The following is a 19,853-nucleotide window of genomic DNA, read 5'->3' on the forward strand; positions in this document are numbered from 1 at the left end:
GGCTTATTGCTCACCATGAAGAAAATTTATAGCTGTTTGTTTATAGGCATAGTATTGATTGCCGCCTGCTCAAAAAAAGTAACTAATACCAGCCTTGTTAACAACGGCAAAGTTTGGGCATCCATCTACCAGCAACAAGCAGCGGAATATAAAGCTCTGTGCTTCCAGGCATATAATATAGCTAAGTTACGGTTGGATGCCGCGACGCAACAACCATCCACAAAACCCTACACTGTAATTACCGATATTGACGAAACCCTGTTGGATAACAGCCCCTACGATGCCAAAATGGCCCTGAATAATTTAGGCTACGATAGCAAAAGCTGGAAGGTGTGGACAGCCAAAGCCATAGCCGATACGGTGCCCGGTGCCCCGGCATTTTTTAAATACGCGGCAGCGAAAAATGTAGAGGTGTTTTACATCACCAACCGCGATGAGGACGAACGTGCGGGCACACTAAAAAATCTGCAATTATATGGTTTGCCTTATGCTGATGATACCCACCTGATTATGCGCAAAACAGGATCGAGTAAAGAAAGCCGCCGCCTGGATGTATTAAAAACACATAATGTTGTGCTGCTTTGTGGTGATAACCTGGCCGATTTTGATGCCTTGTATGATAACAAACCATCGGAAGAGAACAGAACCGCATCAACCCAAACACTAATGCAAGAGTTTGGCAGCAGGTATATTGTGTTGCCAAATCCGGAATATGGCGACTGGGAAAGCTCCCTCTTCAACTTTAATTATAAACTGACCGATGCGCAAAAAGACGCTATCATTAAAGCGCAGTTAAAACTGGAAAAGTAAGAGGTTTTACCTGATTGATTAAACTCATATTAAGTTTCTGTTAACAACGGCTTTAGCTGCTTAACATTGCTTATTTTTGATTGGTTTAATTGATCTGCCCCATGAAACTAAAATATATTTTCAGTCTGTTTTTATTACTGACGGTTATCGCTGCACATGCCCAGTTACCGGGCAAAATTGAACAAACCCAACAGGTTTTATTACCCAACGGCTGGAAGCTGAGTCCGGCTGGCCGCCATCTGCAATTAGGCGATCTGCCGCTAAATATGCAATTGTCGGCATCCGGCAAATTACTTGCCGTAACCAATAACGGGCAAAGCACACAGTCGGTACAACTCATCGACCCAATAAATGAAAAGTTATTGGATGAAAAGATATTAGGCAAATCATGGTACGGTTTGGCTTTTAGTCACGATGAGAAGACGCTATATGTTTCCGGTGGTAACGACAATGTGGTTTTGGCATTTAGCATCAAAAACAATAAAATAGGAGCAGCCGATACCATTAAATTAGGCAAACCATGGCCAAAGGACAAAATATGTACAACCGGCATCGCGGTTAATAAAAGCAATACCATCTTATATACTGTTACCAAGGAGGATAGCGCTTTATACGTAATCAATCCACAATCTCACCAAATCCTCTCAAAAATCAAATTAACTGCCGAGGCTTATAGCTGCATATTATCACCGGATGAAAAAACGGTTTATATTTCTTTGTGGGGTGGTGAGCAGGTAGCAGTATATCACACCGAAACAAAGGAACTAAACACCATTAACTGTGGCAGCCACCCCAACGAATTATTGCTCAATAAAAAAGGCACATGGTTATTTGTTGCTAACGCGAATGATAATTCGGTTTCCATTATCAACACAACAACCAAAAAAATAGTTGAAACCGTAGCTACTGCACTTTACCCAACCCGTTTAACCGGATCAACAACCAACGGGCTCGCATTATCTGCCGATGAAAAAAACTTATACATTGCCAATGCCGATAACAATTGTTTGGCTGTATTTGATGTTAGTAAGCCGGGCAATAGTAAAAGCATGGGTTTTATCCCGGTAGGCTGGTATCCAACCAACATTAAAGTTTTGGGTAATAAAATATTGGTAGCTAATGGAAAAGGCTTTACTTCTATGGCTAATCCGCTTGGCCCACAGCCGCTGCGGAAAACGGATAATAGTGGCTATCAAAAAGGAGCGATAAACTCACATGAGCAATATATTGGTGGCTTGTTTAAAGGCACGCTCTCTATTATTGATAAACCAACTTCCGCCCAGTTAATTACTTACACCAAGCAGGTTTATGCCAATACGCCATTCAACAATGAGCGGGCAAAGCAGGCACCAGGCGAAACCGGTAACCCAATACCACGCATCCGCAACGGCAAATCGCCTATAAAGTATGTTTTTTATATTATTAAGGAGAACCGTACTTACGACCAGGTGTTGGGTGATATGACTAAAGGGAATGGCGATACATCGCTTTGTATCTTCGGACAAAAAGTTACACCTAATGAACATGCCGTAGCCGATCAATTTGCGCTGTTGGATAATTTTTATGTAGATGCCGAAGTTAGTGCCGATGGCCACGATTGGAGTACAGCGGCCTATTCTACCGATTTTACCGAAAAAACATGGCCCACAAGCTATGGCGGCCGCGGCGGTAATTATGATTTTGAAGGTACACGTAAAGCATCCCGCCCCCGCGATGGATATATTTGGGATTATTGCCAGCGGGCGGGTGTAAGTTACCGCACCTACGGCGAATTTGCTGCAAACGGAAAAGCTACTTTAAAATCAATTGAAGGGCATCTTTGTCCGCAATCACCTGGCTTTGATTTGAATATTAAGGATGTCGAAAGAGAAAAAATATGGGAGCATGATTTTGATTCGTTGCTGAGTATACATGCAGTGCCACAGTTTAATTCGATACGGATGGGAAACGATCATACCAGCGGGCAACGCCATGGCGCCATATCGCCAATAGCGGCTGTTGCGGATAATGACCAGGGAATAGGTATGCTGATCGCCCATCTTTCAAAAAGTTCCATCTGGAAAGAGTCGGTAGTTTTTATATTGGAAGATGATGCTCAAAATGGCCCGGATCATATCGATGCGCACCGTTCGCCGGTACTAGTTGCCGGTCCCTATGTTAAGCACGATGCTGTTATCCATCACATGTACTCTACATCCGGTGTGTTACGCACTATTGAGCTAATATTAAATTTGCCGCCAATGAGCCAATACGATGCCGCGGCATTGCCGTTATATGACTGCTTTTCTGATACACCCAATATGGCACCCTATGTGGTAAAACCCGCGCAGGTGGATTTAGAACAACGCAACGTTGCCGTAAATGAAAGCAGTAAAAAGTCTGATAAATTTAATTTCGCCGAAGAGGATAAAGTTCCCGACCTGCAGTTGAACGAAGTAATATGGAAATCGGTAAAGGGCGAAAACGCGATTCTACCTGCACCAAAGCGTAGTGCATTTGTGATTTTGGAACAAAAAAAGAAACAGGATGATGATTGATTTGTTAAAACTGATACCTTCGTTTAAACCATCAACCCACTATGACAGTTTTAGAAAACGACCAACTAAAAGTTACTATTGATAATCAGGGGGCACAACTCACTTCTATCTACAACAAAACAACCGGTGTTGAACAATTATGGCAGGCTGATGCCAGCATTTGGCCTTGGCATGCACCAAACTTATTCCCTATTGTAGGTGGCTTGATCAATAACCAATTATTAATTGATAACCAACCCCATCCAATGGGCCGCCATGGTTTTGCAAGGCAGTCGGAGTTTGTGTTACTGAAAAGCGATGATGTACAGGCCGTGTTTTCATTGCCCGGCGCCGAAAAATTTAAGGATATATATCCCTACAAATTCGATTTCGAGGTGATGTATATGCTGATAGATAATGCGCTGCGTGTTACCTACAAAGTCATCAACCTGGATAAAAAAACAATTTATTTTTCGGTTGGAGGGCACCCTGCTTTCAATGTGCCTTTCCATAAAGATGAAAAATACGAAGACTATTATCTGGAGTTTGAGACAGAAGAAAAGTTAACCGCTCACCTGCTATCGTCTGAAGGGTATTTTGACGGGACTACTGCCAACGTGCCTTTAGATGGTAAGAAATTGTGGCTCACCAAAGATTTGTTTAATAATGATGCGCTGGTATTTAAAAACCTGCAATCGCGCGAGGTAACAATCAAAAGTAAGAATCATAGCGAAACCCTGTCTGTAGAGTTCCCGCATTTTAACTACTTAGGTTTATGGGCCAAACCGGGTGCGCCATTTGTTTGCATTGAACCGTGGTTAGGTTGTGCCGATACTGAAGGCGAGCCAAAAAACATCAGTAAAAAAGAAAATATACAAAAATTAAGTGTTGGTCACGTTTTCGAGGCCGCGTTTTTTATAAGCATATAATACATGGAAGCCGATCCAACCAAAAGATTCTCAGATCGCGTTGATAACTACGTTAAATACCGCCCAACCTACCCGCCGGAGGTATTGGATTATCTGAAAGCTGAATGCAATTTAACAACAAGTTCAGTTATTGCTGATGTTGGTGCGGGCACAGGTATATTCACTAAGTTGCTGCTTGATAAAGGTTATAAAGTTTTCGCTGTTGAACCTAATCAACCCATGCTTGATGCCGCAATTGAACAATTATCAGGTAACCAAAATTTCAACCCTGTTGCTGGTACAGCCGGGGCGACTACATTATCCGATCATAGCATTGATTTGATAACCTGCGCACAAGCCTTCCACTGGTTTAGTAATGATAATACAAGGGTAGAATTTAACCGGATACTAAAACCCGGCCACAAAGCCGCGCTCATATGGAATAATCGTGCCACTAATACCGACCAGTTTTCTATTGAATACGATGCGTTATTAAAGAATGATTCGGTTGATTACAACAAAGTAAATCATCAAAATATTAAAGACCTGGATTTTAAGGTGTTTTTTAAAGATGGTAAATATGGGGGTAAAAAATTTCCCAACGTACAGGTTTTTGACGAAGAAGGACTGATAGGCCGTGCATTTTCATCATCCTACGTACCACCACAAGAGACCGATAAAGGTGAAGTGTTTTTAAAATTACTTCGAGAGTTATTTGCCAAATACAATGAAAACGGTAAAATCAGGTTCCATTACCAAACCGAGATTTATTTAGGCGAAGTTTAATAATATTGGCTGTCATGCGTAGTCGAAGCATGTGCGTAAAGGCCTGCCCACATGCTTCGACTACGCATGACAGCGCTTTTTGATCTTTGTCATTCTGAACGCAGTGAAGAATCTATCGATAGACTCATCATTTGCAGATCAGCGGATAGATGCTTCGTTCCTCAGCATGACAAATCGCATTAATTTCTTGCCACTCTCTTCTGAATAAAATTAAAATACACAGCCAGCAAAGCCGCTATAAAAAAGCCTGCTGCCGTTAATGTATCTATAAGTGATGCGTTAACCGAACGGCCCACGATTATATCCGCATAATACTTAATAAAGGAATCCGGCAGGTTATGCTCGCCTAATTTTTCTTTGATCTGCCAATCCCAATCGGTGATGGGGCAGTAGCCAATGCCAAACCAAATACCTAAAATAAACCAGCAAGCCGCTGTTACGCAAACTACAATTAAATGCAGTTTGCGGGTACGTTTCCAGATCCAACCGAGCAGGTTGAACCCAATAATTACAAAATGGAGTAAAGTCAATAACAGGTCGAGTATTCTTAATCCTATCATTGGCTTTCTGCATTAAAATAAGCCTATCTGCCCTTTGTCATCTATATCAATATCATCAGGGTTGGTGATCTCAAACTCTATTTTCTTAGCAGGTGGATCAATTGGTTTGTCAGTATCATCTTCCGGTGATGGAGCTTCGGACGCTTCCTCTATTTCCGGCGATGGCGTTTCTTCCATTTCGGCAATTTCTTCCGGCTCTGCATCTGCCTCTTGTGGTTCTTCTACGGCTATCAGTTCAATTGATTGTATGGTGTGCTGACTTACCCGGTTACCCATCGCTTTCATGCCTTTAACATCAATAAGGTCGGCCAGGTTTATCTCAATAGTTTCCGGGGTTTGTGCTTTTCCTTTAAGTTGATCGAGCTTGGCAACAGGTCGTGCAGCTCCGGATATAAATACCAATTTTGAGCCATTTTCATCGCTTATAATACTTGTTTCCTTACCCTGCGGCGTATTCTCAAATGCGAAACGTTTAACCAGGTAGTTTTTTGATTTGCCATCAAAATGAACCACTGTAAATACCTTTTCCGGATCATACTTTTCAATCAGGATCATGGTATCAAAAAAGTGATTGTTCAGGTCGAAGCCCGTTAGCTCATATATCCCTGTACTTAATACCGATAGTATGCGGTCATCACCATCAAACTCACCTAAATATTTACCACGCCCATCAATATTTAAGCGTTTCAATATATCATCATACCATATCTTACGGCCAGATAGGGTAGATACACCTTTGCTTTTCAATAAGATTTTTTTAACCGGATATTTGGTTACGATATTCCCCATCGAGCCACGACCTTTAATAGCTATGGCAGCAAAATCCTCATCAAACTGTAGTTTTTTAAGCTTGGAGTGTGGTTTTAACTGTATGTTGATGATCTCTGCCTCACCATTAGGATTAGCGCTGAAGTACAATACTTTTGATCCTTTAGAACCCTTGGTCAGGTCATATTCCTTATCACGGGTAACGCCAGTAACCGCGAACCGTTTGATGTAACTTACGCCGCTTGCACCATCTTTATAGATCATGTTATAAATGGTACGCTCATCATTCTTCTTAAATACCGCTATGTGAATAATGTCTTTACCAACAAATACTTTTTCCTGTACCTTGGTTATCACACATTGCCCATCGCCACGAAAAACAATGATTTCGTCAATATCCGAGCAATCGCATACAAACTCATCTTTCTTTAAACCTAAGCCAATGAAACCATCTTCACGATTTACATATAACTTAACATTTGCCAGTGCAACTTGTGCCGCCTCAACTTTATCAAAAGTTCGTAACTCTGTTTTACGGCCTCGTTCTTTGCCATATTTTTCTTTCAGGCGGGTGAACCAATCTATGGTGTATTCGGTAAGATGTTTAAGGTGATGCTTAACCGTTTTTATTTCACTTTCGAGGTTTTTGATCTGCTCATCCGTTTTCTTTAAGTCGAAACGGGTGATGCTGCTCATCGGTTTATCGATCAGCTTCTTATAATCCTCAGGCAAAATCTCCCTGTAAAACAGCGGGAAGAATGGCTCAAACAACTTGTTTAATACCTCCAACACCTGCTCAAAATTAGCCGAGCTTTCATAATCCGGGTGCTTGTACATGCCTTCGGAAATAAATATTTTCAGCAACGAGCTAAAAAATATCTTTTCCATCAAGTCCTTCAGCTTTATCTGCAATTCCAGTTTTAGCAGTTCGCGGGTAAAATGCGTGCTTTCGCTAAGCATATCGTTCACGCTCATAAAGCGTGGCTTGTCATCCTGTATTACGCAGGTGTTTGGCGATATGGATACCTCGCAATCGGTAAAAGCATAAAGCGCGTCAATAGTAACATCCGGCGAAATGCCCGGCGCTAAATGAATCACAATCTCTACATCCTTAGCGGTATTATCCTCTATCTTTTTTATCTTGATCTTGCCCTTATCATTGGCAGATATAATACTGTCAATTAAACCACCTGTAGTAGTTGTAAAAGGTATCTCAGTAATAGCAAGTGTCTTTTTATCTTTTTCAATGATCTTAGCGCGCACACGCACACGGCCACCACGTTGCCCGTCATTATAATTGGAGGCATCAGCCATACCACCCGTAGGGAAATCGGGTAATAAATTTGGCTTGTTCCCTCTAAGCACCTCGATGGATGCATCCAGCAACTCATTAAAATTGTGTGGCAATATTTTGGTAGCCAAACCTACGGCAATACCTTCAGCTCCCTGCGCTAGTAACAGCGGGAACTTTATTGGTAAAGTTATCGGTTCACGATTACGCCCGTCATAACTGGCTTGCCAGGTAGTTGTTTCAGGATTAAACGCAACCTCAAGCGCGAATTTAGATAAACGCGCCTCGATATACCTTGGCGCAGCTGCCGAGTCGCCAGTTACCGGGTCGCCCCAGTTACCCTGGCAATCTATCATCAGGTTTTTTTGGCCTATCTGCACCATCGCATCACCAATAGAAGCATCCCCATGCGGGTGATATTTCATGGTGTTACCAATAACGTTGGCAGCCTTGTTAAAGCGCCCGTCATCCATTTCTTTAAGCGAGTGGAGTATACGGCGTTGTACGGGCTTTAATCCATCATTTATGTGAGGTACGGCCCGGTCAAGAATTACATACGATGCGTAATCCAAAAACCAGTTTTCGTACAATCCGTCAAGGGAGGTAATGGTATGTAATTTTTCTTCGCTATTAGCAGGTATATCGTTCGGGTTTAAATCTTCGCTCATTATTAGCTATAAAAAATATGGATGGGTAAAGATAAGTATAATGTGCAGATGTGCGGATTTCAGATGTGCAGATTTTTTTAACAAATAGTCAGATTCCAACATCTGCAAATTTGCACACCCGCATATTCGCACATCAAATCATCAAACATCCTTCCTCATCTCTTTTATCATCACGTTATAAGTCCATTTGCGCAGCATGGCATTAACCGTATTTACAATTCTTTTTGCCCGGGTTTCGCTGGTTTTGGCATCAGTTATCCATTTGATAAAATAATTACGATGCGATTTTGGCAGGCTGTGAAAAAAGTCGGCAGCCTCCGGTTCAAAATCAAAACACTCCTGCAAATCATCGGGAATATCTATCTTAAAGTCTTTATCGTATTCAAGTTTAACTTGTAGCACAGCGCCTGCATTTTTGTGTATAGCTCTCCTTATATCCGCTTTTAGCGGCAAAATAAAATTGCCTTCACCCATTGGTATTAAAGCCAGGCCAGCGAAAGCAAAGCCATCCAGCATACCCTTTACCCTGAACGATTTTTTATTGTTGGGCAATAATTGGCAGGCTAAATCTGCTGAAACCTCAATATAGCTCCATCCGGTTTTTTCGCCCTGTTCCGCAAATTGCAAAATAATGGTATTAAACTCAACCATGTTAATGGTACTGCTTGTGTTTGGTTCAAATTTATTAATCAATCGGTCCTTGTGTTAAATGTCTGTTAAATCTGAATTTTAATATCGATTTGTTGTAACACTTCGATAAGTGTTAGCGTCATATGGTTATAAATTTAAGAAATAATCTAACTCACAAAAATTATGAAAACACTAAAATTAATGCTTGCCGGTATAGCTTTACTTTTTACCAGCGTAGCTGCTAATGCTGCTGTAAAATCAGCGAAAAATGGACCTACACAAAGCGATGTTGTAAATATGTATATCAATGCGATAAAAACTGGAACTACAACTGATTTAACCAAGATATTGAACAGCGATATGCAATTTAACTTAAAGCGTGGAGAAAATGTTAACACGCTTAATAAAGCACAATTGCTTGATTATTTAAAGAATAATACTGTAGCTAATCCGGATGTAACTACAACTACTACCATATTGACTGATGATGGGAATGCTGCCCGTGTTAAGGTTGAATTTAAATACGATGGTTATACCCGCGTTGACGAAATTACTTTAACCAAATCTTCAGGTTGGGGAATAGCTAATGTAGATAGTACTTTTAGTTAAGAATTTAGGTTTTGTTTATTGTTTACTGGGGCTTTCGGTTGGGTAACCGAAGGCCCTTTTTATTTTGAATTTAATTCTTTCCGCATTTTAACCACTTCCAATTTTTCACCATCGGGCATGTCAACAATAATGTTCGAAATACTTTTATAGCCCATTGCTTTGTATAACGGCTCGCCAGGTAAGGTGGCGCCCAGTTCCATAGCTGCAAAGCCATTATTCATTGCTTCTGTTTCACAATGCTGTATCAGCATTTTACCAATACCTTGTCGGGCCCATGCGGGGTCAACAAAAAATGCACGTATACGGGCGGCGTCGGTATTTGGGTCAAGCAACGGGTCGGCTATGCTTTTATGTTGATCGCCACCGTAAAGGGTTTTTCTTTTACTCCATCCGCCGCAGGCTATAATTTTACTGTCTTCTTCAATTACATAATAAGTACCGTCAATCAATAGCTGTGTATCAACCCCGAAAATGTATTTTATCGAGCTTTCTATTTGGTTGGCGGTGTAATATCCATTACTAAGGCCCCTTACCGATAAGGCAATTAATTTTTGCAATACAGGTATATCGTCGGTAACTGCTAAGCGGGTAGTAAACATTTAGTTAAGTATAAAAAAAAATATTTGTTTTTGTGCAACCTGCGTTGCTTTTCCTGTGTCTTATAGGTGCAGGCATGCATTAATATAGCAATGCCAGAAGATCATAAACGTGTCCAATTATGATTGATTGAATTACGTTTAGTAGTTTATGAGTTGCCCCCATCCAGGATGGGGGCTTTTTTGTTTAATTTACATACGGTTGCAGCACCTTCTGCCATTTATCATAACCCTTGCTGTTTAAATGCAAATAGTCGCCCTGAAAAAGACTCGAATCCGGAGCAGTTGTGCCCGGTTTATCAATAGCATCTACCAAATCAATATAATGGGCTTTAGGTTTATTGCTCAAATATGCTTTTACAAGGGCGTTGGCTTTATAAACTTCGGTAAAATACCTAACCCTGCTCGGGCTTGGTTTTATCGACATAAAATAGATCTCGGCCATCGGTAATTTCTCTCTTATCATCAAATACAGTTTGGTAAACTCATCAGCAATAAATGTTGCCGATTTGCCTGCCGCTATATCATTTTCGCCTGCATAAATAAATATTTTGCGGGGATGATAGGGGAATAAAATATAGGGCGTATAGTAATCTACAATCTGCCACAGTTCGCAACCACCAACACCACGGCGGATGATAGGCTCATTGGAAAAACGCTGTTCCAGGTCAGTCCATTTGCGGATTGATGAACTACCGATAAACAAAATGCCATCCGGCTTTGGGAAACTTAGGCTATCCTGGTGTTTAAAGGCACGGATTTCATTTGCAAAAGGAAAATCTTGTTGCGCGAATGAACGGGTAAATGCAAGCAGCAGAAAAAATAATATTAGTTTTACTTTCATTACAGTTAGATGTTATAAATTGGTTGTTATATCCACGAAATTAAAAATACTTATACTTAAATCATAACGCGCGAAATCTGCGTTATATAGCCTATGAATAAAAAATATCTGCCCTTATTGTTTTTGTTGTTAGCAATGAATTGTGCCATAGCACAGGTAAAATATACATTAACTAAAGCAACCGTCACCTTCCAGATAAAAAACATGGGCTTTAATACCGGTGGCAATATAAATGATGTGCATGCTAATATCCTGTTTGATGCCGCTAACTTAGGCTCGAGCAGTATTGAAGCATCTGCCGATACGAAAAGCCTGAACACAGGTAACGACATGAAAGATGAGCACCTCAAAAGTGCCGACTATTTTGATGTTGCCACATATCCCAAAATCAGCATGAAATCTGTTGCTATTAAACACAAAGGCGGCAATAATTATTTGGGGCAATTTAATGTCACCATAAAAAATAAAACCCAACTATTGGATGTACCGTTTACCTATACCGAAAGCGGAAGTACAGCCGATTTTAATGGCATCTTAAAACTAAAGCGTTCCGATTTCGGGATAGGGGGTAGTAGCATGGTAATGTCAAACGATGTTACGGTAAATATTGATGTGGAAGCCAGTAAATAAAAATCATGTCATTGCGAGGAACGAAGCAATCGCGAATTTGCATAGCTAACCAATTGTCATTCTGAGGTACGAAGAATCTGTACTGATGTAAACTACTTTACAGATTCTTCGCTAGCGCTCAGAATGACAATTATTAAAACCTATTAACATAAATATAACCTCTGCGCTGTAAGCTAATCATTTACAAATTGTAAATTAGCGCATGAAATTGCGCGTACTTGTTTTAATAAACGCGGCAGCGGTTGCCGTTACCTTATCCGCACTAAACTATTATTTCAGGCATAATTGGTACGATGTGGCAATAACCTTTGGGGTTACCATAATTACCAGTTTCTTGATTTTTTATTGGTTGATAGAAAAATATATCTACTCCAAAATAAAGCTCATTTATAAACTAATCCACAACCTTAAATTAGGTCGCGACCTGCGTGATGCCTTAGGTGAGCACGTAAGCGCCGACCCAATAAATGATGTAGAGAACGAGGTAAAAGAGTGGGCCAAACAAAAGAAAATAGAGATTGATGAACTACGTACGCAGGAGAAATTCCGCCGGGATTTTTTGTCCAATATCTCTCACGAATTTAAAACACCGCTATTCGCTATACAGGGATATATTGAAGCTATACAGGATGATGAGTTTGATGACCTGGATATGGCCAAAGACTTTTTAACCAAAGCCGCTCGCAATGTTGATCGTTTAAGCTACCTGATCAAAGACCTGGATGAGATTTCAAAACTGGAAACCGGTGAAATGGCTATCAATTACACCAAGTTTAAAATAAATGATTTGATTAAAGAGGTTTTTGAATCGATGGAGATGAAGGCTTCACAGCACCATATTAAATTAGTATTCAAACAAAAATATGACGAGCCGATACCTGTTTATGCTGACAGGGAAAAGATGGTGCAAGTATTGGTGAACCTCATTGATAATTCCTTAAAATATGGTAAAGAAGGTGGAAGCACCTCGATAAGTTTATTTGAATTGCACGACCAGGTTTTGGTTGAAGTAACTGACGATGGCATAGGTATCGAAGAAAAATATCTGCCACGCCTGTTTGAACGCTTTTTCAGAACAGATACCAGTCGTTCAAGGCAGATAGGCGGCTCTGGATTGGGGCTGGCTATCGTAAAGCATATTGTGGAGGCCCATCAGCAAACCATTAATGTGCGCAGTACCGAAGGCCTGGGCTCTACTTTTGGCTTCACTTTGCAGAAGAATAAACCGGCTTTACAATTCCCTAACATTCCTGTTTTAAAAAGTTAACATTAACTTAACATAGTTAGCGTACATTTGTTAAAATTCCATCAAAAAGTATGTCATTAAACAGCATATTCCAGTACTTTGTACCCAAAGAGAAGAAGATATTTTTCCCTTTATTTGAGCAGGCAGCCAGCAATGTTGTAGCTATAGCTACTATACTTGTTGAAGCAGTAAACTCTGCAAACCCTGTAACCCGCGAGGAGTTATTTAAGCAAATTGATAAGCTGGAAAACAAAGGTGACGAGCTTACCCACCAGATTTACCTGGAGTTAGGAAAGAATTTTATTACCCCATTTGACCGCGAAGACATACATGCGCTTGCAACCGCGATTGATGATGTTGCTGATAATATACAAGGTGCGGCAAACCGCATGAGCCTTTACCGTATCGACGAATATAACGAGCATATCCGCAAACTATCCGACCTGATATTACAGGGTAGTGTTGATCTGGAAAAGGCCGTACGCGAGTTGAAGGATCTGCGTAATATACGTGCCATTGCCGATTCATGTATCAGGATAAACAGTATTGAAAACCAGGCCGATTATGTATTTGACCGCGCGGTTGCCGATTTGTTTTTATATGAAACCGATGCGATCAAGCTTATTAAATACAAAGAAATATTAGCCGCCCTTGAAAACGCCACCGATATGTGCGAAGATGCCGCTAACGTAATGGAATCAATATTAGTTAAAAACGCTTAAAGCACTATTCTATTAGATGGTAACCACCTTACTTGTTGTTGTAGTTGCACTGGCGTTAATATTTGATTACACCAACGGCTTTCACGATGCTGCAAACTCTATTGCCACCATCGTGTCAACCAAAGTGTTAACACCTTTCCAGGCTGTAGTTTGGGCTGCTGCATTTAACTTTCTGGCATACTTTATTGTTAAGGATCACAAAGTAGCCAATACGATATCAAAAATAGTTAACGAGCATTTTATAACTATGCATGTTATCCTGGCAGGTTTAGTTGCCGCCATTACATGGAATTTAACTACCTGGTGGTTTGGTATCCCCTCAAGTTCATCGCATACCTTAATTGGTGGTTTTGCGGGTGCGGGTATCACCAATGCTTTTTATATGGGTGTTAACGGCTTAACCGCCATTAATATAAAACTAATTCTTACAACAATCGCCTACATAGTATTGGCCCCGGTAATTGGTTTAGTGATAGCCTATATTGTAACAATAATCATCCTGCATATCTGTAAACGATCGCGACCATCAACAGCTGAAAGATGGTTTAAAAGGCTTCAGTTGGTATCATCAGCTGCATTAAGCTTTGCGCATGGTACCAACGATGCGCAAAAAGTGATGGGTATTTTATATGTAACGCTTATCGCCTCAAAAATAATAGTACCCGGTGCCGCAATGCCCGATTGGATTCCGTTGGCTTGTTACTCAGCCATCGCATTAGGAACCATGTCTGGTGGTTGGAAGATCGTAAAAACTATGGGTTCCAAAATCACCAAAATTACCCCGCTTGAAGGCGTAAGTGCCGAAACTGCCGGCGCAGTAACATTATTACTTACCGAGCACTTTGGTATCCCGGTATCAACCACGCATACTATTACAGGTTCAATTATTGGTGTAGGCTTAACTAAACGTGTATCTGCTGTACGCTGGGGTGTAACCATCAATCTAATTTGGGCATGGATAATAACTATTCCGATTTCTGCGTTAATTGCAGGAATAGTTTTTATGCTGCTTAGGTTTGTTGCATAAACGCAATTAGTATCAACCTCCTAATCATTTAAATTTACCCCTGATGAAGAAATTCTTACTATCAATACCTTTTGCATTTTTTGCAATAACTGGTTTACAAATTATTACGCATAGCGCCCAGGCCTGTGCACAACAACAGCCGTCAATATTTGATATGTCTGCCGGTATTAAGGATGCCCTGTTGCAGGGAACCAGTAAAAGCACCAGTCAATTATCGGCCCTTAATGGTTTTTTTGGCAATCCGGCAGTTAAAATACTTTTCCCGCCACAGGCGCAAAAGGCTGAACATACTTTGCGCGGCTTAGGCCTTGGCAAGCAATGCGATCAGGTAATATTATCACTAAACCGCGCTGCCGAAGATGCCGTTGCTCAGGCTGAACCAATATTTATTGATGCCATAAGGCATATGAGTGTTGATGATGCCGCCAGCATACTATTAGGCCCGCCTGATGCTGCTACCCAATATTTCCGCCGTACAACCAGCGTGCAGCTTGCTATGCAATTTAGGCCCATTATACAAGCCAGCTTAAATAAAGTGGGTGCAACAAAGTATTATGGCGATGTAGCGAAAACATATAATAAATTACCCTTCGTATCGCACATTAATCCTGATTTAACCGATTATGCTACCCAACAAGCTATTAACGGTATTTTTATTGAGATAGCGAAAGAGGAGCTAAATATCCGCAGAAACTTGAATGCACGTTCAACCCCGTTGATGCGTAAAGTATTTTCTTTTGCAGATCAGGGTAGAAAAGCGTTTTAATTCACTGGTTTTGTTCAGTAACAAATAACTTACTTTGCCAGTGTGCATTAGTATCATATAAACAGTATTTTTAAATAAAAAAGATATGAAAAAAGTGCTGTTTACCCTGTTGCTATCTATAAGTACATTCCTTGTATTTGCCCAGTCATATAAAAAGGTCACTGTTTATTGTACTATTTCCTCAAATGGGAAGGTAGATTACGGCGATCTGAAAAAGCTTTTACCTGATAGTACAAGTGCCAAACTATTGGTTGACCCCAGAACACAGTATGGGATTAAAAAAACAAATCACGTTCTTTTATTAATGAGCACCTATGGATGGAAAATTGCTTCTGTTATAGCAGATGTATCAGGTGGGGGCAGGACTTTCACTTCAACTTCCTCAGAATATTTAATGAGCAAAGAGATTTATTTGAGTTCATCAGCTTATGCTTTGTACCTGAATACTTTAATCAACATTGAGAAAAAGCCCGCTAAAAAATAATTGCTATAGGATTTACCTTGTAGTAAACCTTATTTTCACTTTTACTACTTCGGGTTTGTGGTCGGTGTTAGTTAACCAATGCGGGCCATTTTGTATTAATTGAATAGCGGCGTTATCGGTTTCATCACCCAGGCTTTTCTTGATCTTAAAATCACTTAAAGCGCCATACTCATCTACTGTAAATGAAACTTTAACCACGCCCGCTTTTCCATCAGGCGATTTTGCATTATCTTTTAAATACTTTTTAAAATCACTCCAGCCATTAGTCGGATGTGCGCCTTCATATACTTGCTGCTCATCATCGCCATTATTCCGTTTAATTCCATAAGCATTAGTTACTACTACTTCGGCTAAACTATTGCTTGATGCTTGTAGGTTTACAGCTAATAAGTTCTTGTTCACAATAGGTACTTCTTTGGGCAAATAACCCACCATTGCAAAGATGAGCACTGAATTACCTGGTACAGAGTGTATGGTAAAATGCCCGTTGGCATCAGTTTGAGTGCCTAACGAAGTACCCTTAATTTTTACCGTTACACCCGGCATAGGCTGGCCATCTTCTTTTGCTGTTACTATACCGCTAATTGAGTTGTTTATATCTTTAGTCACAGTTATCCCTGCAACTCTACCCGAAAGTTCATTATTGACTGGCGATGTGTTGCCTTTTAATTTTAAGTAATCCGGTGAAATAGTTTGTACACTCGCGGTAATTGATGATTTTTTCTGAGTGCCGTAGCCAATAACGGTAACCTCGCCTAAGCTTGTAGTATCTTTTTTGGTTTCCATAACTTTAGCCTCTGCCAATGCGGGCGCATACATAGCATTATCTGCATTAATGTTAGGGGCTGCGTTGCGAGTGCTTCTGCTAATAGTATGAGGTTTATTTTTTGCTATTTGTTTAGTGATGATAGGCGTTGCTGTTATAATTGCTTCTGGCGTATCAATGCCTGATGGTTTGGTTAAAGGCGGTGCCTGTTTTGGTTTCGATATTTTTACAAATGTCTTAGTTATTTCATGTGGTTGATGCCTTAACAATAAGCCGCCAATAGTTAACACGATAAGTATAGATGCCGCGATAGCTATTATCCTCCAAGGGATTATGCGCCGCTCCGCTTTATGGGTACGGTCATACAAGCGCGTGTATACATCCGTCAGGTTTTGCTGCTGGTCAGCACCCGATTGCTCATAGCCCTCCAATGCTTCCATCAGGAAAGGATCATTCTGCGCTTCCTTTTCCAGCTGGTGCATAGCATGGGCATCAAGCTCACCTTTAAGGTACTTGTGTATCAGTTGCGATATGTCGTTTTTTTTACTCACCCTGCTTTTCTATGCAAATTTTAAGGTTTCGTTTGCCATTTTGTATATAACTTTTAACATCGTTCAAAGCGTACCCGGTATTATCTGCAATCTCTTTATAACATTTTTCCTCCAGATAGAACATTTGTACACTTTCCTTTTGTTTTGCCGGTAATTTATCCATGCACTTCTCTAAAACCTTCAAATATTCCTCGTTGTATTTATTGTCAGGATGCAAAACATGCTCACTTTCCATAACATCATCCAAGCCTACTACCTGCATTTTTTTATCATTCCGCAACTGCATCAGGCAATAATTTCTTGATAATACATATACCCAGGGCCTGAATTGTTTGATGTCATGCTGTTTAGCTTTGGTTACCAGTTCTTCAAATATCCCCATCACGGCGTCTTTTGCCAATTCTTCGTCCTTTAAATACTTTAAGCAAACCCCGTAAATAAGTGATACATATTTCTCATACAATTTACCCAGCACAGCAATATCGCCGTTCAGGCGATAGCTGTTCAGCAAATCTCCGTCATCTGCTTCATCGGGTTTAATTGTGCGGTTAAAGAAGTTCATGTATCGTGCTACAAAATAATTTTTTTATATGGTTTATGGAAATCGCTTTTTATCTGCATCCTGTAATAAAACACATACGATTATGAAAAAGCTATTATGTATTATTTTAATGTTCGCCGGTTTAACAGGGTTTAAACCGGATAGCAGCCGGACAATTACCGGTATAGTAACCGCCAGAGAAGATGGCCAGCCTATACCCGGAGTTACTGTCATCATTCCAGGTACAACGCTTGGCGCGCAAACTAATTCCGCAGGTAAGTATAGTATTAGTGTACCCAAAGGGTATCATAAATTGGTGTTTTCTTTTGTTGGATACCAAAGGCAGGTAGTTTCTATTGGTAAAGCTGACAGCCTTAATGTTGTCATGGTAGTATCCGGAAAGGAATTAAGCGAAGTGGTAGTTACAGGGTACGGTGTTCAGAGAAAATCATCAATTACCGCGAGTGTACAAACTATTTCACCGGATTATATGAAAAGCAAAGATATAAATGCTGCGTTGTCCGGCAGGGTATCGGGCCTCATAATCACTAAGCAAAATGCGCATGCTTATAATAAGGCTGTTCCGGCTTCGTCGGCATATACGAATAATGTTTCCGTTCCACCAACCTACGCGAACGATGAAAGCTATCAGTCAATAGTAGAAAACGGCTTTAATAATGCTAAGGATAACCCGCTTTCCACTTTTTCTGTTGATGTAGATAATGCCTCATACAGTAATATGCGCCGTTTTATTAATAACGGACAATTGCCTCCTGCTGATGCGGTGAGGATAGAAGAGATGATCAATTATTTTAATTATGACTTGTCGGGGCCAAAAGATAATGAGCCTGTTGCTATTCATACCGAATTATCATCAGCCCCCTGGAATCCTGCCCATCGCCTGTTGCGTATTGGATTAAAAGCAAAAACTATAGCCACTGATAAATTACCGCCTTCAAATTTGGTTTTTTTGCTGGATGTTTCGGGATCGATGCAGGATGCTAACAAGTTACCATTGGTTAAAGCCGCCATGAAGATGCTGGTTGATGAGTTGAGGCCTAAAGATAAAGTGACCATAGTTGCTTACGCCGGAGAAGCCGGACTAAGGCTGGCACCCACCAGCGGCGGCGATAAGACAAGGATAGATAGCGCCATTGATCAATTATATGCAGGGGGATCAACAAATGGCGGCGAGGGAATAAAACTGGCCTATAAAATGGCTGCAGATAATTTTATAGAGAATGGAAACAACCGCATTATTATGGCTACTGATGGCGATTTTAACGTTGGTCCATCAAGCGATGGGGACATGGAATCGTTAATAGTTAAGGAGCGGGAAACAAACGTCGCTATTTCAATAATGGGTGTTGGCATGGGCAATGTTAAGGATAGTAAAATGGAGACCCTTGCAGACAAAGGCAACGGTAACTATTTCTACATAGATAACATTACCGAAGCCCGGAAAGCACTGGTTAGCGAGTTTGGCGGTACCATGTTTACCGTTGCTAAAGATGTAAAACTCCAGGTTGAGTTTAATCCGGTTAAAGTGCAGGCATACCGCTTATTGGGTTATGAAGACCGGATATTAAACAAAGAGGATTTTAATAATGATAGAAAAGATGCCGGCGATATGGGTAGCGGCCACACCGTTACCGCGCTTTATGAAATAGTCCCTGCCGGAATTAAGGATGACTATTCTGTTTCAGTAGATCCGCTTAAGTATCAGAAAACAGATAAGGTGCAAAATTCATCTTCCGCAACCAATGAAATGCTTACTATAAAATTCAGGTATAAACAACCGGATTCCATGGTGAGTAAATTGAGCCAGGCTGTGGTAAATGATAATCCTGAGAATTTAAACAATACTTCTGCCGACTTTAAATTCGCTGCCGCGGTTGCTGAATTTGGGATGCTACTGAGAGATTCTCAATTCAAACAAAAATCAAACTATGATCAAGCTATAAGTCTTGCGCGTGCTGGCAAAGGAGAGGATAACGATGGTTATCGTTCCGAATTTATAAAATTGGCCGAAAGTGCAAAGTTGCTTGCGAAGAGTGAGCTGGTTTCTAATAAATAACAACAAAAACAAAAAGAGCGGCAAATCATTGATCTGCCGCTCTTTTATATTAAGGTC

Annotated in this window: 19 protein-coding genes; 12 read left to right on the forward strand and 7 right to left on the reverse strand. The window is 40.6% G+C overall.

The genetic code is table 11. The annotated features are described in order from the left end of the window. The first annotated feature begins 15 nt into the window (after positions 1-15). The 4 genes from GSQ74_RS08155 (at position 16) to GSQ74_RS08170 (ending at position 5,020) form a co-directional block, all read left to right on the forward strand. Positions 16-810: a 5'-nucleotidase, lipoprotein e(P4) family gene (locus GSQ74_RS08155; protein WP_158992044.1), complete on the forward strand. Its 795-nt coding sequence runs from the start codon at positions 16-18 to the stop codon at positions 808-810. 101 nt (positions 811-911) lie between these two features. Next, positions 912-3,347 (forward strand): bifunctional YncE family protein/alkaline phosphatase family protein, encoded by a 2,436-nt coding sequence (locus GSQ74_RS08160; RefSeq protein ID WP_158992046.1) that lies wholly within the window; start codon positions 912-914, stop codon positions 3,345-3,347. A 41-nt stretch (positions 3,348-3,388) separates the two neighbouring features. Beyond that, positions 3,389-4,255, forward strand: a complete 867-nt coding sequence (locus tag GSQ74_RS08165) for an aldose 1-epimerase family protein (RefSeq protein WP_158992048.1) — start codon at positions 3,389-3,391, stop codon at positions 4,253-4,255. Positions 4,256-4,258: 3 nt separating this feature from the next. Further along, the gene (locus GSQ74_RS08170; RefSeq protein ID WP_158992050.1) at positions 4,259-5,020 is read left to right on the forward strand and encodes a class I SAM-dependent methyltransferase; all 762 of its coding nucleotides are present in this window, start codon (positions 4,259-4,261) and stop codon (positions 5,018-5,020) included. Between the two features lie 179 nt (positions 5,021-5,199). Here the strand turns inward: GSQ74_RS08170 and GSQ74_RS08175 are convergent, their stop codons facing one another. The 3 genes from GSQ74_RS08175 to GSQ74_RS08185 form a co-directional block, all read right to left on the reverse strand. Beyond that, positions 5,200-5,580, reverse strand: a complete 381-nt coding sequence (locus GSQ74_RS08175) for a DUF2784 domain-containing protein (RefSeq protein ID WP_158992052.1) — start codon at positions 5,578-5,580, stop codon at positions 5,200-5,202. Between the two features lie 12 nt (positions 5,581-5,592). After that, positions 5,593-8,307: a DNA gyrase/topoisomerase IV subunit A gene (locus GSQ74_RS08180; RefSeq protein WP_158992054.1), complete on the reverse strand. Its 2,715-nt coding sequence runs from the start codon at positions 8,305-8,307 to the stop codon at positions 5,593-5,595. Between the two features lie 141 nt (positions 8,308-8,448). Beyond that, on the reverse strand, positions 8,449-9,000 hold the full coding sequence (locus tag GSQ74_RS08185) for a YdeI/OmpD-associated family protein (protein WP_254060832.1): 552 nt from the start codon (positions 8,998-9,000) through the stop codon (positions 8,449-8,451). Positions 9,001-9,120: 120 nt separating this feature from the next. On the opposite strand from GSQ74_RS08185, the gene GSQ74_RS08190 reads away from it, so the two are divergent. Further along, positions 9,121-9,546, forward strand: coding sequence for a nuclear transport factor 2 family protein (locus tag GSQ74_RS08190; protein ID WP_158992056.1), 426 nt, complete (start codon positions 9,121-9,123; stop codon positions 9,544-9,546). 59 nt (positions 9,547-9,605) lie between these two features. Here GSQ74_RS08190 and GSQ74_RS08195 read toward each other — a convergent pair whose 3' ends face one another. Both GSQ74_RS08195 and GSQ74_RS08200 read right to left on the reverse strand, forming a co-directional pair. Next, complete coding sequence (locus tag GSQ74_RS08195) at positions 9,606-10,145, reverse strand: GNAT family N-acetyltransferase (protein WP_158992058.1); 540 nt, start codon at positions 10,143-10,145, stop codon at positions 9,606-9,608. Positions 10,146-10,329: 184 nt separating this feature from the next. Then, a complete protein-coding gene (locus GSQ74_RS08200) occupies positions 10,330-10,986 on the reverse strand; it encodes a GDSL-type esterase/lipase family protein (protein ID WP_158992060.1) in 657 nt (218 codons plus the stop codon). A 93-nt stretch (positions 10,987-11,079) separates the two neighbouring features. Between GSQ74_RS08200 and GSQ74_RS08205 the strand changes: the two genes are divergently transcribed. The 6 genes from GSQ74_RS08205 (at position 11,080) to GSQ74_RS08230 (ending at position 15,861) form a co-directional block, all read left to right on the forward strand. Then, positions 11,080-11,616, forward strand: coding sequence for a YceI family protein (locus GSQ74_RS08205; protein WP_158992062.1), 537 nt, complete (start codon positions 11,080-11,082; stop codon positions 11,614-11,616). Positions 11,617-11,818: 202 nt separating this feature from the next. Further along, a complete protein-coding gene (locus GSQ74_RS08210; protein ID WP_158992064.1) occupies positions 11,819-12,883 on the forward strand; it encodes a cell wall metabolism sensor histidine kinase WalK in 1,065 nt (354 codons plus the stop codon). A 50-nt stretch (positions 12,884-12,933) separates the two neighbouring features. Next, the gene (locus GSQ74_RS08215; RefSeq protein ID WP_158992066.1) at positions 12,934-13,584 is read left to right on the forward strand and encodes a DUF47 domain-containing protein; all 651 of its coding nucleotides are present in this window, start codon (positions 12,934-12,936) and stop codon (positions 13,582-13,584) included. A 16-nt stretch (positions 13,585-13,600) separates the two neighbouring features. Beyond that, a complete protein-coding gene (locus GSQ74_RS08220; protein ID WP_158992068.1) occupies positions 13,601-14,611 on the forward strand; it encodes an inorganic phosphate transporter in 1,011 nt (336 codons plus the stop codon). 43 nt (positions 14,612-14,654) lie between these two features. Continuing rightward, on the forward strand, positions 14,655-15,377 hold the full coding sequence (locus tag GSQ74_RS08225) for a DUF4197 domain-containing protein (protein ID WP_158992070.1): 723 nt from the start codon (positions 14,655-14,657) through the stop codon (positions 15,375-15,377). Positions 15,378-15,462: 85 nt separating this feature from the next. Continuing rightward, positions 15,463-15,861 carry a hypothetical protein gene (locus GSQ74_RS08230; RefSeq protein ID WP_158992072.1) on the forward strand — a complete coding sequence of 133 codons (399 nt, stop codon included), beginning with the start codon at positions 15,463-15,465 and terminating at the stop codon, positions 15,859-15,861. Positions 15,862-15,873: 12 nt separating this feature from the next. Here the strand turns inward: GSQ74_RS08230 and GSQ74_RS08235 are convergent, their stop codons facing one another. Together GSQ74_RS08235 and GSQ74_RS08240 are read right to left on the reverse strand one after the other, a co-directional pair. Beyond that, positions 15,874-17,178, reverse strand: a complete 1,305-nt coding sequence (locus tag GSQ74_RS08235) for an energy transducer TonB (RefSeq protein ID WP_158992074.1) — start codon at positions 17,176-17,178, stop codon at positions 15,874-15,876. After that, a complete protein-coding gene (locus tag GSQ74_RS08240; protein ID WP_158992076.1) occupies positions 17,171-17,740 on the reverse strand; it encodes an RNA polymerase sigma factor in 570 nt (189 codons plus the stop codon). The genes GSQ74_RS08235 and GSQ74_RS08240 overlap by 8 nt, the downstream gene beginning before the upstream one ends. Positions 17,741-17,822: 82 nt before the next feature. Between GSQ74_RS08240 and GSQ74_RS08245 the strand changes: the two genes are divergently transcribed. Further along, on the forward strand, positions 17,823-19,796 hold the full coding sequence (locus GSQ74_RS08245; protein WP_158992078.1) for a VWA domain-containing protein: 1,974 nt from the start codon (positions 17,823-17,825) through the stop codon (positions 19,794-19,796). Positions 19,797-19,853: the final 57 nt, after the last annotated feature.

Origin of the sequence: Mucilaginibacter sp. L196 (genome assembly GCF_009765905.1) — a bacterium.
Taxonomy (GTDB): domain Bacteria; phylum Bacteroidota; class Bacteroidia; order Sphingobacteriales; family Sphingobacteriaceae; genus Mucilaginibacter.

Bases quoted from the DNA above. Each gene is read 5' to 3' on its own strand.
- GSQ74_RS08155 (WP_158992044.1), top strand. From the start codon at position 16: ATGAAGAAAATTTATAGCTGTTTGTTTATAGGCATAGTATTGATTGCC.
- GSQ74_RS08160 (WP_158992046.1), top strand. From the start codon at position 912: ATGAAACTAAAATATATTTTCAGTCTGTTTTTATTACTGACGGTTATC.
- GSQ74_RS08165 (WP_158992048.1), top strand. From the start codon at position 3,389: ATGACAGTTTTAGAAAACGACCAACTAAAAGTTACTATTGATAATCAG.
- GSQ74_RS08170 (WP_158992050.1), top strand. From the start codon at position 4,259: ATGGAAGCCGATCCAACCAAAAGATTCTCAGATCGCGTTGATAACTAC.
- GSQ74_RS08175 (WP_158992052.1), bottom strand. From the start codon at position 5,580: ATGATAGGATTAAGAATACTCGACCTGTTATTGACTTTACTCCATTTT.
- GSQ74_RS08180 (WP_158992054.1), bottom strand. From the start codon at position 8,307: ATGAGCGAAGATTTAAACCCGAACGATATACCTGCTAATAGCGAAGAA.
- GSQ74_RS08190 (WP_158992056.1), top strand. From the start codon at position 9,121: ATGAAAACACTAAAATTAATGCTTGCCGGTATAGCTTTACTTTTTACC.
- GSQ74_RS08195 (WP_158992058.1), bottom strand. From the start codon at position 10,145: ATGTTTACTACCCGCTTAGCAGTTACCGACGATATACCTGTATTGCAA.
- GSQ74_RS08200 (WP_158992060.1), bottom strand. From the start codon at position 10,986: ATGAAAGTAAAACTAATATTATTTTTTCTGCTGCTTGCATTTACCCGT.
- GSQ74_RS08205 (WP_158992062.1), top strand. From the start codon at position 11,080: ATGAATAAAAAATATCTGCCCTTATTGTTTTTGTTGTTAGCAATGAAT.
- GSQ74_RS08210 (WP_158992064.1), top strand. From the start codon at position 11,819: ATGAAATTGCGCGTACTTGTTTTAATAAACGCGGCAGCGGTTGCCGTT.
- GSQ74_RS08215 (WP_158992066.1), top strand. From the start codon at position 12,934: ATGTCATTAAACAGCATATTCCAGTACTTTGTACCCAAAGAGAAGAAG.
- GSQ74_RS08220 (WP_158992068.1), top strand. From the start codon at position 13,601: ATGGTAACCACCTTACTTGTTGTTGTAGTTGCACTGGCGTTAATATTT.
- GSQ74_RS08225 (WP_158992070.1), top strand. From the start codon at position 14,655: ATGAAGAAATTCTTACTATCAATACCTTTTGCATTTTTTGCAATAACT.
- GSQ74_RS08230 (WP_158992072.1), top strand. From the start codon at position 15,463: ATGAAAAAAGTGCTGTTTACCCTGTTGCTATCTATAAGTACATTCCTT.
- GSQ74_RS08240 (WP_158992076.1), bottom strand. From the start codon at position 17,740: ATGAACTTCTTTAACCGCACAATTAAACCCGATGAAGCAGATGACGGA.
- GSQ74_RS08245 (WP_158992078.1), top strand. From the start codon at position 17,823: ATGAAAAAGCTATTATGTATTATTTTAATGTTCGCCGGTTTAACAGGG.